Origin of the sequence: Cryobacterium aureum (genome assembly GCF_002954245.1) — a bacterium.
Lineage (GTDB): Bacteria > Actinomycetota > Actinomycetes > Actinomycetales > Microbacteriaceae > Cryobacterium > Cryobacterium aureum.
On record NZ_PPTG01000046.1, the window covers coordinates 35,379 to 52,599 of the forward strand.

15 protein-coding genes are annotated in these 17,221 nt (G+C 63.9%); 5 read left to right on the forward strand and 10 right to left on the reverse strand.

What is annotated here, in order from left to right:
• Positions 1-5: 5 nt before the first annotated feature.
• From CJ028_RS16125 to hisC, 3 genes are all read right to left on the reverse strand, one after another.
• On the reverse strand, positions 6-905 hold the full coding sequence (locus CJ028_RS16125) for an ABC transporter permease (protein ID WP_105036242.1): 900 nt from the start codon (positions 903-905) through the stop codon (positions 6-8).
• A gap of 31 nt (positions 906-936) precedes the next feature.
• Positions 937-1,932, reverse strand: a complete 996-nt coding sequence (locus tag CJ028_RS16130) for an ABC transporter substrate-binding protein (protein WP_105036243.1) — start codon at positions 1,930-1,932, stop codon at positions 937-939.
• Positions 1,933-2,011: 79 nt separating this feature from the next.
• A complete protein-coding gene (gene hisC, locus CJ028_RS16135) occupies positions 2,012-3,079 on the reverse strand; it encodes a histidinol-phosphate transaminase (RefSeq protein ID WP_205684071.1) in 1,068 nt (355 codons plus the stop codon).
• Between the two features lie 269 nt (positions 3,080-3,348).
• Between hisC and CJ028_RS16140 the strand changes: the two genes are divergently transcribed.
• The 4 genes from CJ028_RS16140 to CJ028_RS16155 all read left to right on the forward strand — a co-directional run bounded on the left by CJ028_RS16140 (position 3,349) and on the right by CJ028_RS16155 (position 8,883).
• Positions 3,349-5,529 carry an ATP-dependent Clp protease ATP-binding subunit gene (locus CJ028_RS16140; protein ID WP_105036245.1) on the forward strand — a complete coding sequence of 727 codons (2,181 nt, stop codon included), beginning with the start codon at positions 3,349-3,351 and terminating at the stop codon, positions 5,527-5,529.
• Between the two features lie 354 nt (positions 5,530-5,883).
• The gene (locus CJ028_RS16145) at positions 5,884-7,188 is read left to right on the forward strand and encodes a leucine-rich repeat domain-containing protein (RefSeq protein WP_205684072.1); all 1,305 of its coding nucleotides are present in this window, start codon (positions 5,884-5,886) and stop codon (positions 7,186-7,188) included.
• A gap of 125 nt (positions 7,189-7,313) precedes the next feature.
• On the forward strand, positions 7,314-8,363 hold the full coding sequence (locus tag CJ028_RS16150) for a zinc-dependent alcohol dehydrogenase family protein (RefSeq protein WP_105036247.1): 1,050 nt from the start codon (positions 7,314-7,316) through the stop codon (positions 8,361-8,363).
• A gap of 22 nt (positions 8,364-8,385) precedes the next feature.
• Positions 8,386-8,883, forward strand: coding sequence for a hypothetical protein (locus CJ028_RS16155; protein WP_105036248.1), 498 nt, complete (start codon positions 8,386-8,388; stop codon positions 8,881-8,883).
• Here the strand turns inward: CJ028_RS16155 and CJ028_RS16160 are convergent.
• Positions 8,863-9,453, reverse strand: a complete 591-nt coding sequence (locus CJ028_RS16160; RefSeq protein WP_105036249.1) for a nitroreductase family protein — start codon at positions 9,451-9,453, stop codon at positions 8,863-8,865. The two genes, CJ028_RS16155 and CJ028_RS16160, sit on opposite strands and share 21 nt — an antisense overlap.
• A 122-nt stretch (positions 9,454-9,575) precedes the next feature.
• Between CJ028_RS16160 and CJ028_RS16165 the strand changes: the two genes are divergently transcribed.
• Positions 9,576-10,244, forward strand: coding sequence for a hypothetical protein (locus CJ028_RS16165; RefSeq protein ID WP_105036250.1), 669 nt, complete (start codon positions 9,576-9,578; stop codon positions 10,242-10,244).
• A gap of 9 nt (positions 10,245-10,253) precedes the next feature.
• Here the strand turns inward: CJ028_RS16165 and CJ028_RS16170 are convergent, their stop codons facing one another.
• The 6 genes from CJ028_RS16170 to CJ028_RS16195 form a co-directional block, all read right to left on the reverse strand.
• Positions 10,254-11,939, reverse strand: coding sequence for a long-chain-fatty-acid--CoA ligase (locus CJ028_RS16170; RefSeq protein ID WP_105036251.1), 1,686 nt, complete (start codon positions 11,937-11,939; stop codon positions 10,254-10,256).
• A complete protein-coding gene (locus CJ028_RS16175; protein WP_105036252.1) occupies positions 11,936-13,018 on the reverse strand; it encodes a threonine aldolase family protein in 1,083 nt (360 codons plus the stop codon). The genes CJ028_RS16170 and CJ028_RS16175 overlap by 4 nt, the downstream gene beginning before the upstream one ends.
• A 16-nt stretch (positions 13,019-13,034) precedes the next feature.
• Positions 13,035-14,147, reverse strand: a complete 1,113-nt coding sequence (locus CJ028_RS16180; RefSeq protein ID WP_105036253.1) for an ABC transporter permease — start codon at positions 14,145-14,147, stop codon at positions 13,035-13,037.
• Positions 14,144-15,028, reverse strand: a complete 885-nt coding sequence (locus CJ028_RS16185; protein WP_105036254.1) for an ABC transporter ATP-binding protein — start codon at positions 15,026-15,028, stop codon at positions 14,144-14,146. The genes CJ028_RS16180 and CJ028_RS16185 overlap by 4 nt, the downstream gene beginning before the upstream one ends.
• 119 nt (positions 15,029-15,147) lie before the next feature.
• Positions 15,148-16,077: an ABC transporter permease gene (locus CJ028_RS16190; protein WP_161499010.1), complete on the reverse strand. Its 930-nt coding sequence runs from the start codon at positions 16,075-16,077 to the stop codon at positions 15,148-15,150.
• 110 nt (positions 16,078-16,187) lie between these two features.
• Positions 16,188-17,156 (reverse strand): ABC transporter ATP-binding protein, encoded by a 969-nt coding sequence (locus CJ028_RS16195; protein WP_161499011.1) that lies wholly within the window; start codon positions 17,154-17,156, stop codon positions 16,188-16,190.
• Positions 17,157-17,221: the final 65 nt, after the last annotated feature.

Genomic DNA, 17,221 nt, shown 5'->3' on the forward strand with positions numbered 1-17,221 from the left:
GACTCCTAGTTGGCTTTCACTGCGGCGTTGCTGCGCATCTGGCGCAGCGAGGGGACTCGCTTCAGGAAGCCCCAGCGCGGCAACAGCAGCGCGGCAACGACGAGCAACGCCGAGATGAGCTTCATGTCGTTCGGGTTGAGGCCGGCACCGAGGGCGAAGAAGATCACCAGGCGGTAGATGACGGCGCCGCCGATGACGGCGAGCGAGGCGAGGAAGATGGTGCGGCGCCCGAAAACGGCCTGGCCGACGATGACCGAGGCGAGCCCGACCAGAATGAGGCCGATGCCCATGCTGACGTCGGCAAAACCCTGGTACTGCGCGATGAGTGCGCCGCACAGGGCGACGAGGCCGTTCGAGATTGCCAGGGTGAGAATCGTCGTGCGGTGCGTGTTGACGCCGAGGCTGCGGATCATCTGCTCGTTGTTGCCGGTCGCCTGAATTGACAGGCCGAGATCCGTGCTGAGAAACCAGTCGATCGCGAACTTGATCACGAGGGCGGCGACGGCGAAAATCAGGATGCTCCACACCCCGCCGAGCAAACCGGCGTCACGCAGCGGGGTCATCAGGGTGTCCTCCCGCAACAGCGGCAGGTTGGATTTGCCCATGATGCGCAGATTGATCGACCACAGGGCGATCATCGTGAGGATGCCGGCGAGCAAGCCGTCGATGCGGCCCTTGGTATAGAGCACGCCGGTGACCAGACCAGCCACCGCCCCCGACGCCGCCCCAGCGAGGGTGGCGAGGGGAGCTGGCACGCCATTGATGATGAGCGACGCGGCTACCGCGGCCCCGGTCGTGAAACTCCCGTCAACCGTGAGGTCGGGAAAGTTGAGGATTCGAAACGTCAGGTAGACACCCAACGCCATGATTCCGTAGAGCAGGCCGAGTTCGAGAGCCGCGTTCATCTGGTTTTTCCTTTTAGTCGAGGAGCGGCTGTTATTCGATGATTCGGTCGGCCTTGGCGATGAGTTCCTCGGAGAGGGTCACTCCCATACGCTTCGCAGCGGCCGGGTTGAGGATGAACTCGATCGTGTCGAGGGTCTCGACCGGCATGTCGCCCGGGTTGTCGCCGTCTTCGAGAATGCGGATGGCCATCTGGCCGGTCTGGTAGCCGAGGTCGGTGTAGCTGATGCCGTAGGTCGCGATGGCGCCACGCTCGACCTGACCGTTTTCAGCACCGAACAGCGGAATCTGGTTCGACTCGGAGTACTGGATGACGGCTTCGAGGCCCTCCGTCACGCGGTTGTCGGTCGGGATGTAAATGGCGTCGACGTCGCCGAGCGACACGGTGGCCTGGGCGACCTCGCTCGAGTTGGTGACGGTGGCTTCCTTGATGGTCAGGCCGAGGTCCTCGGCCGCCTCCTTGGCCAGTTCAACCTGCACGTCGGAGTTGACCTCACCCGAGCTGTAGATGATGCCGACCGACTTGGCGTCCGGCAGAATCTCCTGAATCAGTTCGAGCTGCTCCTTGACCGGGTTCAGGTCGCTGGTGCCGGTGATGTTGCTGCCCGGCTTCTCCCAGCTCTCGACCAGTCCGGCTTCTTCCGGCTCGGTCACCGCGGTGAACAGCACCGGAATGTCGATGATGGTCTGCGCGGCGGCCTGCGCTGTGGGCGTGGCAATGGCGAGCACGAGGTCAACCTTGTCGGCAGCGAACTTGGCGGCGATGGTGCTCGCGGTGGCCTGCTCGCCCTGCGCGTTCTGCTCGTCGAACTCAATATCGGTGCCCTCGACGTAACCGGCGTCAGCGAACGCCTTCTTGAAGCCCTCACGGGCATCATCGAGCGCCTGGTGCTGCACGATCTGGCTAATGCCGATCGTGATCATGTCATCCGAAGCGGATACTTCCGGCTCGCTGGCCGCGCAGCCGCTGAGAGCGAGGGCGCCCGCGGCGACCAGGGCGAGGGTTGATAGCGATTTCGTGTGCTTCATGCTGGGAAATTCTCCTTTGAATTCTTCGGTCGAACGGATTTGCGACGCGCGCGAATACCCGCGGTCGAAAGTTGGGGGACTAAGCGATCACGGGAGTGAGGGCTGCAGCGGCCGCGACCAGGAATCGGTCGTTCTGCTCTCGCGTGCCGATCGTCACGCGCAGGCCCTCGCCGCCAAAGGCTCGGGCCAGGATGCCTTCGGCGATGAACACCGTGTTCACCCGGTCGGTGTCGTCACCGGTGCGCAGCCAGATGAAGTTTCCCTGCGAGGAGGTGACGCGCCATCCGCTTGCCCGCAATGAGGCCAGCACCCGGGTGCGTTCGGCGACGATCTCGTCGATGCGCAGGGCCAGCTCGGCTTCGGCGTCGAGGGAGGCGAGCGCGGCTCGCTGGGCGAGGGCGGTCACGCCGAAGGGCAGGGCGACGCGGCGCAGGTTCGCCGCGACACTGGTGGGCGCAATGGCGTAGCCGATGCGCAGGCCGGCCAGGCCGTAGGCCTTGGAGAAGGTGTGCAGCACGGCCACGTTGGGGTAGCGGCGAAAGAAGTCGATGCCGACGGCCGAGGCGGCGTCGCGGTTGAAGTGTACGTAGGCCTCGTCGACAACGACGAGCACATTTTCGGGCACCCGAGCCAGAAACGCGTGCAGTTCGTCGGCGGTAACGAAGGCGCCGGTGGGGTTGTTGGGGTTGCAGACCAGAATGAGTCGGGTCTGCGGGGTGATGGCGTCGGCCATGGCGGCGAGGTCGTGGCGCTCATCCGCGGTGAGGGGCACCGGCACCGGCGTTGCGCCGGCTACCTGCACCAGAATCGGGTAGGCCTCGAAGGAACGCCAGGCGAAGATGACCTCGTCGCCTGCCCCCGCGCTCGCGTGGATGATCTGCGCCAGCACCTCCACCGAACCGGCCCCGAAGGCCACGTTTTCGCTCGAAACGTCGAACCGCGCCGCGATGCGGTCGGTTACCTCGGTCACGGCCATGCTCGGGTACAGGTGAATCTCCCCCAGAGCGGATGCGATGGCGTCGGTCACCGAGGCAAGCGGGGGGAACGGGTTCTCGTTGGAGGAGAGCTTGAACGCTCCCGAATTGCCCGCTGCGGCGCCCTGCTTGTAGGCGGGCAGCCTGCTGATGGCTTCGCGTTGCTGCACCATAATCTCTCAACCTCACTCGTGAACCCTGGTCCAGATACGGCCGACGAGTAAAGCGTCGGCGATGACGGGTTGATTCGAAGCGTAGTGAACGGGCCGAAGTTTGACAATTCGACCAATATGAACGACACAAACTGCATTATTTGACTGGTGTTCAGGTCCATTTGACGAACAAACTGCTCAGTCGTTTATTCCTGGGTCACCTATTTTGGCGGTCAGCCGTCTGGTACTAAACTTGAGTCAGCAAGGCTCAACTTTAGAGGAGACAGCTCATGCAAGCCGGTCAGCAACCACCGCAGCAAGACGCCAAGACGGCCCTCGAACTGTATGGGGTGAACCTCACCGACATCGCCCGTAGCGGCAAGCTCGACCCGGTGATTGGGCGCGACGCCGAGATTCGCCGGATCAGCCAGGTGCTCACCCGGCGCACCAAGAACAACCCGGTACTGATCGGTGAACCCGGCGTCGGCAAGACGGCCGTGGTCGAAGGCCTGGCGCAGCGCATCGTGGCCGGTGACGTGGCTGACTCGCTCAAAGACAAGCAGCTGGTCTCCCTCGACCTGGCCGCCCTCGTGGCCGGCGCGAAGTATCGCGGCGAGTTCGAAGAGCGGCTCAAGGCCGTTCTCAAGGAGATCAACGACGCCGACGGGCAGATCATCACCTTCGTCGATGAACTGCACACCCTCATGGGAGCCGGCGGCGGCGAAGGTTCCGTCGCGGCCAGCAACATGCTTAAGCCAATGCTCGCCCGCGGTGAACTGCGCCTGATCGGCGCCACCACCCTCAACGAATACCGCGAATTCATCGAAAAGGATGCCGCGCTCGAGCGCCGCTTCCAGCCGGTTCTCGTCGACGAACCGTCAGTGGAAGACACCGTCGCCATTCTGCGCGGGCTCAAGGAACGTTATGAAGCCCACCACAAGGTGACGATCGCCGATTCTGCTCTCGTGGCCGCGGCATCCCTCTCGAATCGGTATATCACCGCGCGCCAGCTGCCCGACAAGGCCATCGACTTGATCGACGAGGCCGCGAGCCGGCTGCGCATGGAGATCGACTCCTCGCCGGTGGAGATCGACGAGCTGCGGCGCAGCGTCGATCGGTTGAAGCTCGAAGAGCTCGCTTTGAAGAAGGAAAAAGACGAGGCCTCGAAGGCACGGCTGGTGAAATTGCGTAGTGACCTGACCGAACGTCAGGCCAGTCTCAAAGAACTGCAGGCTCGCTGGGACAACGAGCGGGCCTCCCTGAACCGGGTCGGTGAACTGCGTGAGCGGCTCGACACCGCGCGCATCGAATCCGACCGGGCCCAGCGTGAGGGCAACCTCGAGAAGGCGTCACGGCTGCTCTACGGCGACATCCCCGTGATGGAGCGGGCGCTCGCCGACGCCGAGAAGGAAGAATCCGTCGGGCCGCGCATGGTCAACGACCAGGTCACGAGCGAGGACATCGCCGCCGTGGTCGCCGCCTGGACCGGCATTCCGGTCGGTCGACTGCTGCAGGGCGAAACCGAGAAGCTGTTGAACCTCGAAAATGAGCTCGGCCACCGCCTGATCGGCCAGAAGCGTGCCGTGCGTGCCGTGGCCGACGCCGTGCGGCGTTCCCGGGCCGGCATCTCCGACCCCGACCGGCCGACCGGATCGTTTCTGTTTCTCGGCCCAACCGGCGTCGGCAAGACCGAGCTGGCCAAGGCACTCGCCGAGTTTCTGTTCGACGACGAAAAAGCCATGGTGCGCATCGACATGAGCGAGTACGGCGAGAAGTTCTCGGTGAGCCGCCTGGTCGGGGCGCCTCCGGGCTATATCGGCTACGAGCAGGGCGGTCAGCTCACCGAGGCCGTGCGGCGTCGTCCATACTCGGTGATTCTGTTCGACGAGGTGGAGAAGGCGCATCCCGAGGTTTTCGATGTGCTGTTGCAGGTGCTCGATGACGGCCGGCTCACCGATGGCCAGGGCCGCACGGTGGACTTTCGCAACACCATCCTCGTACTCACCTCGAACCTCGGTTCACAGTTTCTGGTCGATCCGACCCTGTCGGTGGAGCAGAAGGAGGAGGCAGTGCAGGGCCTCGTGCGCCAGGCTTTCAAGCCCGAGTTCGTCAACCGACTCGACGACATCGTGGTGTTCTCCTCGCTCACCACCGAAGAGCTCGGTGAGATCGTGGAGCTCGACGTCGACCGGCTGCAGAAACGCCTCGCCGAGCGCCGGCTCGAGCTGGCCGTGACACCGGATGCCCGCCGCTGGCTGGCCGAGCGTGGTTACGACCCGATCTACGGCGCTCGCCCCTTGCGCCGCCTGATGCAGCGCGAGATCGACGACCGTCTGGCCCGGGCTCTGCTCTCTGGAGACATCCGCGACGGCGACACGGTGCTCGTGGCGCTCGCCGCCGATGGTGACGCGCTCACCGTAGCATCCGCTCCTGCGCTGCGGGAGGTGCCGCTCGAGGAGGATCTGCTGTAAGTCACTGGGTTTCGCGGGCCGATCTTAGGCACGTCGCCTACCCCCAGAAAGACCACAGCGGCGCAAATGGGTGATTCGTTCGGTAACGTGAGAAGTCGGCGTGTGCCGAGAATCTTCAGTCCACGGCTGCCAACGGGCACGACAAGGACTCCAGCGTTGACCGTTTTGGAGGTCGCAGTGTTTGCACGTTTTTCGATTTCGCGATGCAAGTCGTCACGGGCGGTGGCGGCATCCATTGCGGGCGTCTTGGTACTGGCCTCGGTGTTAGTCGCTGCGCCAGCACAGGCGGCGACATTTACTGATAGCGCGAATGGCATCACGTACGAATTGGATGCTGCAACGGAAACCGCGACAGTGACCGGGTACAGCGGTTCAGCGGTTCTCGTGATCCCTGCGAGTGTTTCGGACGGGGTCACGGCCTATGTGGTGACGGCCATTGGCTATCGGGCCACCGTCAACACAGGCCTGACCTCGGTCACCCTGCCTGATGGTCTGACTGAGATTGGCGATTTTGCGTTTGCAATCAACAGATTGGTTTCTGTTGACGTTCCAGCGTCGGTGACCACCATCGGCGAAAACGCGTTCTATGGCAACGGTATGACCTCGGTCACCCTGCATGAGGGTCTCACTGACATTGGTGCTTGGGCGTTTGGAAGCAACAGATTGGTATCTGTTGATATTCCAGCGTCGGTGACCACCATCGGCGAGGCCGCGTTCTTGGGGAACTCACTGACCTCGGTCACCCTGCGCAACGGGCTCACTGAGATTGGTGGCTGGGCGTTTCAAAGCAACAGCTTGGTTTCGGTTGTTATTCCAGCGTCGGTGACCACTATCAGCGAGGGCGCGTTCTATGAGAACGGTATGACCTCGGTCACCCTGCATGAGGGTCTCACTGAGATTGGTGGCTGGGCGTTTGAAAGCAACAGCTTGGTTTCGGTTGTTATTCCAGCGTCGGTGACCACCATCGGCGAGGGCGCGTTCAATGGCAACGACCTGGAATCGGCGTTTTTTGCTGGCGCTGCGCCCACGCTCAGCGGTGCTACGACCAGTGACCCGTCGCTGGGCGACCCTGCCGGCCTCACCGTGCACTACCTCGCGAAGTTCTCCGTGGACATTGTTGTCGGTGGATTCACGTCGCCGACGTGGATGGGCTACGACAGTGTGATTGACCCGGTCGCCACCACTATTACGCCGGTTGCCGCCGCCGTCACCTGGGACCTCGGTCTGGCTGTTGGTAAGGCCGTGGGTGGCTCGACCGTGACGGTCTCGGGTGTGGGGCTGCGGAGCGGGTCGGCCTACACCGTGGTCGTGCGTTCGACTCCGACCACGATCGCGTTTGGATCCGCCGGCGTCGACGGCACGTTTACCGGCACGGGCGTCATGCCGGCGGGGCTGGCCGCTGGCGCACACACCGTCACCCTCAGTGGCACGGCTGCCAATGGCAGTGCCGTCAGCAGCATCGCGTACTTCACCGTTGATGCCGCGGGGATTGTGACGTATCTGTCGAGCGTTGAAGCGGCTGTTGCCAAGACGTCGGCCCTGGCGGCGACCGGCTATACGGGTGCACCGCTCGGCTTTGCTGCGCTGCTGGTGCTCCTTGCTGGAGCCGCACTGGTCGTGGGGCGTCCTCGGGTTGCCGCGAAGGGCATCCGCGCCTAACCCAGTGCGCGAGAGCGGGAAAAACGTTGCTTCGGCACCCCGGAAGCATCGTTTTTCCCGCTCTCGCGTGAGGAATGTGACTCGAAAGGGGGGTGGGTTCAGGATGGCCGGGTTAGGGTTTAGGTATGCTCGCAACTGTGATTTATGGCGAACGGGATGTTCGCCTCGAAGAAGTTCCTAACCCTGTGCTGTCGACCGGTGGCGATGCCATCGTTCGGGTGGTCGCGGCCTGCGTCTGTGGGTCCGACCTGTGGCCCTACCGCGGTGTGACCGCCACCAAGGAGCCGCACCGCATTGGCCACGAGTTTGTTGGCATTGTCGAAGAAATTGGCCCCGACGTTTCCACCGTCAAGGTGGGCGACTTTGTCATTGCGCCGTTCTACGACTGCGACAATACCTGCGTCAATTGCCGAAACGGTGTGAGCTTTTCCTGCCTCCACGTTGTTCCGTGGGGCTCCAAAGACGACATGGGCGGCTTCGCCGACGGTGCCCAGGGTGAGCGGGTGCGCGTTCCGCATGCTGATGGTTCGCTCGTAGCAACACCCGAAGTACCCGACGACGCGCTGATTCCGGGACTCTTGACCCTCTCCGACGTGATGGGCACCGGACACCACGCGGCGGTCTCGGCCGGCGTGACCGCCGGAAGCACCGTTGTTGTCGTTGGCGACGGCGCCGTTGGGCTCTGCGCCATTCTCGCGAGCAAGCGCCTCGGTGCGAGCCGCATCGTCGCCATGTCCCGTCACGCTGACCGTCAGGCCGTCGCCCGTGAATTCGGCGCGACGGACATCATCGAAGAGCGCGGCGATGCGGGAGTTGCAGCGGTGCAAGCTCTGTTTGACGGAATCGGCGCTGACTGTGTGCTCGAGTGCGTCGGTACCAAGGAATCCATGGATCAGGCCATCCGGTCGACCCGGCCCGGTGGGATGGTCGGCTACGTCGGCGTGCCCAACGGTGGTGCCGAGCTGCCCATCCGCTCGCTGTTCGGGCGCAATGTGGGTGTGAACGGGGGCGTGGCATCCGTTCGAGGCTATATCGAGGAGTTGCTGCCCGAGGTGCTCTCCGGCCAGATCAACCCCGGCCGGGTCTTCGACCTGGAGCTGCCGCTTGCTGAGGTGGCCGAGGCCTACGCCGCCATGGACGAGCGCCGGGCCATCAAGGTGCTCCTCCGCCCGTAGGGCCGGCAGAAGACCGACAGCTGTGAATCAGCCAATTCTGTGGGGAAGCCTGCTGGCCGTCGTTGTAGCCAGTGGAGTCGTGCGGCTCGTGCTGGCTCGCCCGGTACTGCGTGGCCGTTCCGTGCGCGTGGGCTGGGCGGCGGCTGCCCTCGCGTTCGTGAGCGGGCTGCTGCTCGTTTTCCACTGTGCGGCGATGTTCTTTGGCCCCTGGGTCGATGCGGTGCCGTTTCTGCAGGTGCCGGCTGACTCGGTGCGCGCAATGGGCGTGGGAAGTGAAATCGCCTACTGGGTTCCCGCTGCGGCCTTGATCTTCGCCTGGCGACGAGCGTGGTGGCCGGCTCTGGCGGCTCTGGTCATCACCCTGGCGGGTGTGGGAGTGACCATGTACTGGCCGTACCCGCTCGTGGTGCACCTCGCGTGGCTCGCGGCAGTGATCATCGTCGGATCGTTGATCCCGACGTTTCTGCTCCGTGGGCCGCGCGCTGCGCAACAGGCGGGGCTAGTCGTTCGCGAGGAGTAGGTCGGCCAGGGGCAGGCGGGAGCGCGGGGCCACCTCGCGCTCGCGCAGCTCCGGGGTCAACGAGGACGCGTCGCCGAGCACGCCGAGCGCGGTGACCGTCACGACGTCCTGCTCGGGCGTGAGGTCGAAGGCCGCCGCGATGGCAGCACCGTCGAACCCACCCATCTGGTGCGTGTGCAGTCCCTCGTGCTGGGCCTGAATCGACAGATGGGCCACGGACTGGCCGAGGTCGTAACGCGCCCACGGGTTCGCACGTTCGCCGTCGACCGGCAGCTGCGCGACGTTCACGATTAAAACGGATGCCGAATCGGCCCAGGCCTGATTGAACCCCATCAGCGCATCGTGGATCTTGACGAAACTGGTCGAACCGCGCCGAGCCACGATGAACCGGCCCGGCTGCCGGTTGCTGCCCGACGGAGCCCAGCGGGCGGCTTCGAGCACCGTCGTGAGAGTGGCCTCGTCGATGACGGCGTTCTTGTTGTAGGCGCGGGGGCTCCAGCGTTCGGCCAAAATTTCGATCAGCGGCGATGCGGTGTCGGCGCGACGACTCGTGTCTGCAATGAGGGTCATGGGCGAATCCTTTGATCGAGGAATGTAGGCGGGGCTACGTTGACCCACGATCTATAACGCTGCAGCCTGCGCACTATTCCGTCTAGGGTGTCATTACGCGATGTGACGACAAGGGGTGGGACGTGAAGAACCAGGCCAGCGCGCGTTCCGTCGGAGTAGTGGCGGTGGCGGTCACGATCGTGGCGGCGCTGGCCGGCTGCAGTGCTTTCTTCCCCGCGGACGTGACGCCGACGGCATCCGTTTCGAGCCTGGAACCAGTTGCCTGCAGCCAGAACGATGCGCAACTGACCTGGCACCCAATGCAGGATGCGGAGCCGGCCACGCTCGGTCACCGGGAGCTGACCGTCGCCGCCGACGGCACGGAGTTCGCTGTCGACACCGAGCTCACCTACACCTCCAGTCTCGTCAGCGACGATCTGCTCTCCCGCGACTATTTCACGCCGGAGTGGGTCAACTTTCTGCTGGGAGAGTTCGAGCGCACGGGACAAACCGAGATGACGGATCTCGGGCATCCGCAGATTGACTTTGAGGCGGCGAAACCATCGGTCCCCGTGGCAGGGACCACTATCATGGGCTTTCAAACCGATCAGATACAGGTGCCGTTCGATCTGACCTGTGCCGGCGCTGACGGGGGCTCCGGACTGCTGACAACTAGTGGAAATGGCCTGAACGCAACCATGCTGGTGTGCGGCCAGCCGTTGCCGGAGCCGACCATGGGCGAGGTGCAGGACTTCCTTCCCGAAACCCTGTACCAAAAGCAGCTACGGTCCTACTGCCCCAGCCACAGTTAATCGCGGAACCTATTTGCCTTGCAGGCGGTTACGCACCTCGCGGCGCAGCACCTTGCCGAGCAGGCTGCGCGGCAGGTCGTCGACCTCCACGATGCGCCGTGGCACCTTGTAAGCCGAGAGTCGGGTGCGGCAGTACTCGCGCACCGCGGAAACGTCGAGTTCAACGCCGGGCCGCAGCACCACGACGGCCACGACGTCTTCGCCGCCGTTCGCGCTCGGCAGCCCGACCGCAGCCGCATCGGTGATATCGGGGTGCGACAGCAGCGCTTCCTCCACCTCCGACGGCGACACGTTGAATCCGCCGGTGATGATGAGCTCCTTCAGACGATCGACGACGGTGATAAAGCCGTCAGCGGAGACCCGCACGATGTCGCCGGTGCGCAGCCAGCCGCCGGGCAGCAACGCCTGGGCGCTCTCGGTGGGCCGGTCCCAATAGCCGGAGAAGACCTGGGGGCCGTGAACGAGCAGCTCGCCTTCCTCTTCGAAACCGCGCTCGACGGTGGGGTCGTCGGGGTTGACGACACGAATGTCGGTGCTCGGAAACGGCACGCCCACCGTTCCGGGGCGACGGCTCGGGCCGATCGGGTTGCCGGCCACGATCGGCGACGCCTCGGTCATACCGTAGCCCTCGACCAGAAGTCCGCCGGTGGCGCTCTCCCAGCGCTCAACGATCGACACCGGCAGGTTCATCGCGCCAGAAATAGCAAAGCGGATGCCCGCGAGGCTCACCTTTTTCTTCGCTGCGGCCGTGACCAGGCGATCGTAAATCGGCGGCACTGCCGGTAGGAACGTGGGCGGTGCGTGCTTGGCAGCGTCGAGCACGAGCTTCTCGTCGAACTTGGGAAACAGCACGAGGCGGGCGCCGATGCTCATCGCGAAGGTGAGACACAGGGTAAGGCCGTAGGCGTGGAACATCGGCAGCACACCGTAGACGGTTTCGTCGCCGGGGCGAAGGCCCGCCACCCAGGCGGAACCCTGCGCGGCATTGGCGCGCAGGTTGTAGTGGCTCAAAATGGCGCCCTTCGGGGTGCCGGTCGTGCCGCTGGTGTACTGCAGCACGGCGGTGTCCGTGAGCAGCGGACGCTGATGCGAGTGGTGCAGCTTGCGAGCGCCCACGATGGACTCCCAGGCGATTGCGCCCTTTGCGGGTGCGGTGGTCAGCGAGGCGCGGGCCTCCTGCGCCTTCTTGATCGGCAGCCTGAGAGCCAGCCGTTTGGAGAACGGCATCGCACGGGTGAGGTCGACGGTGACGATATCCGCTACGCCCATGTCTTTGGGAAAAGTGCGCACCGACTCGTAGACCTTGTCCCAGACAATTGCGACCTTCGCGCCGTGGTCTTCGAACTGGTGACGCAGCTCGCGGTCGGTGTAGAGCGGATTGTGCTCGACCACGATGGCGCCGAGGCGCAGCACCGCATAGAACGCGACGACGTGCTGCGGACAGTTCGGCAGCACGATGGCAACGCGGTCGCCGGGGCTCACTCCGAGTTTGCGCAGGCCGTTGGCGGCGCGCGAGATCTGCTCGCCGAGCTCGGCGTAGGTGGTGGTGGAGCCGAAGAAGTCCAGGGCGATGCACGGCACAAACCGCTCAGCCGAGGTCTCCATCATGTCGGTGAGGGTTTCGGTGGTCTCGGCGATCGTTCCGGGAACTCCCGGCGCATAGGAGGCGAGCCAGGGCTGGTCCTTGAAAGTCATGACAGCTCCCGGGTGATGGCGGCGACGAACTGGTCGATGTCGTCTTCCGTGGTGTCGAAGCCGCACATCCAGCGAACCTCGTTCTTGGATGCGTTCCAGTCGTAGAACCGAAAGTGCTCGCGTAGGCGGTCGGCGACACCGGCCGGCAGGGTGGCGAAGATGGCGTTGGCCTGGGTGGCCTGGCTGAAGGCCAGCCCCGTGATGGTGCCGTCGGCGATTGCGCCCTCGAGCGCCCCGCGCAGTCGGGCGGCCATCGCATTGGAGTGGGCGGCGTTGCGCAGCCACAGGTCCCCGTCGAGCAGCGCGATCAGCTGCGCCGAGACGAAACGCATCTTGCTGGAGAGCTGCATGTTCGACTTGCGCAGAAACTTCAAACCAGTGGATGCCGCCGGGTTCAGTACCACGATGCACTCACCCAGCATCATGCCGTTCTTGGTACCGCCAAAGCTGAGCACGTCGACGCCAGCATCGCGGGTGAACGCCCGAAGCGGAACCCCGAGGCTCGCAGCGGCGTTGGAGATGCGCGCGCCGTCCATGTGCAGCGTCATGCCCTTGGAATGGGCGTGATCGGCGATGGCACGCACCTCGTCGACGGTGTACGCGGTGCCAAGCTCAGTGGTCTGGGTGATAGCCACGACGAGCGGCTGGGCGCGGTGTTCATCGCCCCAGCCCCAGGCCTCCTGGTCGATGAGTTCGGGGGTGAGCTTGCCGTCGGGGGTGGTCACCGGCAGCAGCTTGAATCCGCCGACGTGTTCGGGGGCGCCGCCCTCGTCGTTGTGGATGTGTGCGGTGGCCGAGCAGATCACGGCGCCCCAGCGCGGCAGCATCGACTGCAGCCCGGTGACGTTGGCGCCGGTGCCGTTGAAAACGGGAAAGGCTTCGACGCCTTCACCGAACTGTTCGACGAAGACCTCGTGCAACCGGGCTGTGTAGACGTCTTCGCCGTAGGCGATCTGGTGGGCGCCGTTGGCCAAGACAATCGCCTCCAGAATTTCCGGATGAATTCCGGAGTAGTTGTCGGAGGCAAAACCGCGGGAGGACAAATCATGGAGTTGGGTCACTCCTCCATCCTCCCGCATTCTGCTGGTCGTCACCCTACCTGTGCAAGGCCTCGCGCAGCGAGACGCGGGCACCCATGCGCAGCAGAGCATTGGAGTAGATGCGTGACCCGATCAAAATCACCACCATCGTCGACAGGACCAGCACGATCAGCGAGAGCACGGGCTCCCACCATTCGGCCTGACCGAGGAAGATGCGCACCGGCATCCCGACCGGCGCCGAGAACGGAACGTACGACATAATCGCCAGCACGAGCGGGTTGTCATTGAAGAAGACCACCAGAAAGTACGGGATCATGACGAGGAACAGCACCGGTGAGGTCGCCGAGCCGACGTCTTCCTGCCGCGACACCATCGAGGCCGTAGCCGCGTAGAGCGCGGCGAGCAGCACGAATCCGAAGGCGAAGAACGCGGCGAACCACACGATGGCCGGGCCCACATCGGCCAGCAGCACCCGTTGCCCGGTTACCGCCAAACCCACGGAGACCAGCAGCCCGATGGCCACGATCTGCCCGAAGGCCATGAGACTATTGCCGAGCACCTTGCCGGCGAGCAGCGCCCGCACCGAGATGGTCGACATGAGAATCTCCACGATGCGGGTCTGCTTCTCTTCGACCACACTCTGCGCGATCGTGGCACCGAAGGTGGTCGCCGACATCAGAAAGATGATGCCGAAGCCAATGGCAACGAGGTAGGCGAGAAAACCGTCCTGCGAGGCAGGCTCGAGAATTTTCAGGTCGGGGCTCACGCTGAGCGTGCCAAGAACTTCGCTCGGCGTCGAGTCCAAGCCGATCACGGTGATGCCGAGCAGCGAATCGGCGCCGTCTGACGGCACAACGGCCGCGTCGACCGTGCCGTCGCGCACGAGTGCTTCGGCCTCCTTGACAGTGTCGGATTCCACGATATCGAAGGCTTCGGTCTGTTCGACGACGCTGATGGCTGTGCCGACTACGGCGACCTTGGTCAGGCTTTCATTCTGACTGAGCAGACTGCCGACGACGACCGACGCCACGGAGATGAGAAGCAGAATGCCGGTCGCGATAAGAAAGGATTTGCTGCGGAGGCGTGCCGTGATCTCGCGGTTGGAAACCAGCCAGACGCTCTGGGCGAAGGTGGGCGCGGTGTGCACCGGGCGGGTGGTGTTGCTCATGCGATGACCTCCTTGAAGATGGTGGCGAGTGACGGTCTCTGCTGACTGAACGTCTGGACCGCTCCGAGCGTGATCGCGTGCCGCAGGACGGCCTGGCTGGCGGCATCCGTTTCGGCTTCAAAGACGGCGAAGTCGCCGTCGAAGTCGATCACGGTGATGCCCGGCTGTGAGCGGATCCAGCCGGTGTCGCCTTCGGTACGAATTTCGAAGCGGGGGCTGCTGTGCTGCTCGCGCAGGGCCTCGCCGGAGCCGTTCGCGCGAATTTCGCCGTCGGCGATGATAACGAGGTCGTCGCAGAGCCGTTCGACAATATCAAGCTGGTGCGAGGAGAACAGCACGGGCGCGCCCTGGGCGGCGTAGCCGGCGAGCACGCTCATCACCACCTCCACCGCGAGTGGATCGAGGCCGGAGAACGGCTCGTCGAGCACGAGAAACTCGGGGTCGTGCACGAGTGCGGCCGCGATCTGGGCGCGTTGCTGGTTGCCGAGCGAGAGCGACTCGACGGTGTCGCCGGCGCGTTCGGTGAGTCCGAGACGCTCGAGCAGGTCGGCAGTATTGCGGCGAGCGGATGCCGGTGACAACCCATGCAGGCGCGCCAGGTACACCAGCTGCTCGGCGACCTTCATCTTCGGGTAGAGGCCGCGCTCCTCGGGCATGTAGCCGAACCGGCGGCGGTCGCTCGCGGTGACCGGCACGCTGTCGATAAGAACGGTGCCTTCGTCCGGCGAGAGTACGCCGAGAATGATGCGCATTGTCGTGGTTTTGCCGGCGCCGTTGGCGCCGACGAAGCCGGTCATGCAGCCGTCCCCGACAGTGAAGCTCACGTCGGTCAGCACCTCTCTCGTGCCGTAGCTCTTGGTGACTCCCCTGATGTCGAGCATTACCGCCCTTTCGTTGTGCGTGTCTTCACGCTAGCGCGGAGTCTTCAGCCGGCGCATCCGTCTGGCGGGTGAATCGGTCTCCGCCGCACGGTGGAGTCGGTCAGAACACGAAGACGCGCTCAGCGGTCCCGGTCATCCCAGACGAAGATTCGCGCGGCCAGAAGTGCCACGCCAATCGTCACTGCCAGCATCATGGCCCACAGCAGGTAAACGTCTATGAATGGCGTCGTTCCCGAGAGGTCCGTTCCGGCGGCTTGCGCGAACCAGGTTGTCGGTAGCACATTGAGCGCCACCAGAACGGGCTCCGGCAATATTTGCTTGGGAAAGACCTCCCCTGATGCGAACAGGGCCAGAACCGGGATGACGGCTGAGATGTGGTTGATCAGTTCGGCATTCCGTGATCGAGACGCGAGTAAGTAGGCGAAGGCAAAGAACATCAGCAGCCCGAGCAGGAACGTCGCCGTGAGTCGTGCCAGGCCCACGACGCTGACGTAACCCATCGCTATGGAAATCACCGACACCAGCAACGCGACTACCATCCCCGAGGCGAAGCGAACCGGCGTCTGGGCAGCGATGAAGGTCAGTTTCTTGACGGGGGTGGTGCCAAGGAGGCGAAGCGTGCCGCGCTGGCGAAGCGAGACCAGCGGCACAGCCGTACCCATAAAGGCAATCGCCATGAAGCCGATCGCGGCGACGGCGGGAAGGTTGGCGCGGAGAAGGTCGACCTGGGCAAACCCTGACTCGTCCTGGACTGCGATGTTGGCGTAGGGGATTCCGGATGCCTCGATGGCTTCGACCAGGGGGATCCATCGTGGTGGGTCCTGCCCCGTCAGTACAACCGCAGCGTGATTGTCATTCACGTTGATGGTGGCGTTCTCTTCGCCGGTGATGCGGGCCGATGTTGCCTCGACACCTCGAGAATCGAGGGTAACCAGCAGAGGCGTCATGCCTGCGGCAGCTCCGGTGACTGCCACGATCGGTTCCGGCCTGTTTCCGTCATTCACAGCAAAGTTGAGGCCCACGATGAGTAGCAAAAGAAAGAAGAACATGAAAAGAATCGAGAACGATCCCTTCTTATTGCGGTACAGCTCTCTCGCATTTGATGCGCTGAGTTCATAGAACGCGGAGCGGACCCTTGGCGTCGTTGCCCGGGAGGTAGTCATCGGAGATCGCTCGTTGCAGCGCTGCTGGTTGCCACAATTTTGAGGAAGTAGTCTTCCAGGGTGCTCTGCCGCACGCTGTATTCGCGGGCGGCTACTCGGCATCTGAATGTGAGCTGGCGAAGTATCGCGTCGGGGTCGGAGGTGGTGACCACAACTCTGATTCCAATCGAGACCGTCGATCGAGAGAACGCGCTGCTATCAAATTGCTCGTCGAGGAACGAGAGGTCGGTGTCAGCCGGAACGAGGAATGACACGGTGCTGGTCGCATCGCTGAGGCGAATCAGTTCGTCTGGACTGCCCAGCGCCTGGATCCGACCCCCGGCGAGGATCGCGACTCGGTCGCACAGGTCACTGGCCTCCTGCATGTCGTGCGTGGAGAAGAGAACCGTGGTCCCTGACTCCTTCAGCCCTCGGATCAAACCGAGCAAGCTCTGCCTGGCCCCGGGGTCCAGTCCGGCTGAAGGCTCATCGAGCACGACAATCTGTGGTCTGCCGACGATGGCGACTCCGACAAGTAGACGCCTGAGCTGACCGCCGGAGAGGTTCCGTGCCCACGTGTCGGCCTGGTTGGCGAGCCCGACCCTCTGCATCACCTCGTCCACATCGCCGGGGCGGCTATGGAAGGAGGCGTACAACCGCAACGTCTCACGTACGGACAGCGTGTCGAACAGACTCGCCGATTGCGGTTGAATCGAGACATTCGCGGTGATGAACGCGCGTTGCCTGACCGGTTCGGCCCCCAGCACCGATATGGTGCCAGCGCTGACCGACCGCAAGCCGACGATGCTCTCAAGCAGCGTCGATTTGCCGGCACCGTTCGGCCCCAGCAAACCGAAGATTTCCCCTCGTCGCACCCTGAATGACACGTCGTCCACAACGAGTTTGGATCCGTACGACTTGCTCACACCGGTCAGTGTCACCACATCTTCTGCCAGGCCCGAAGTGCTGTCTCTGTTGTCGAGCATGCCCGCCCCCTTGTTCCCTTCACGGTAGCGCGGAGCCTTCAGTCGGCACATCCCTCTGGCGGGTG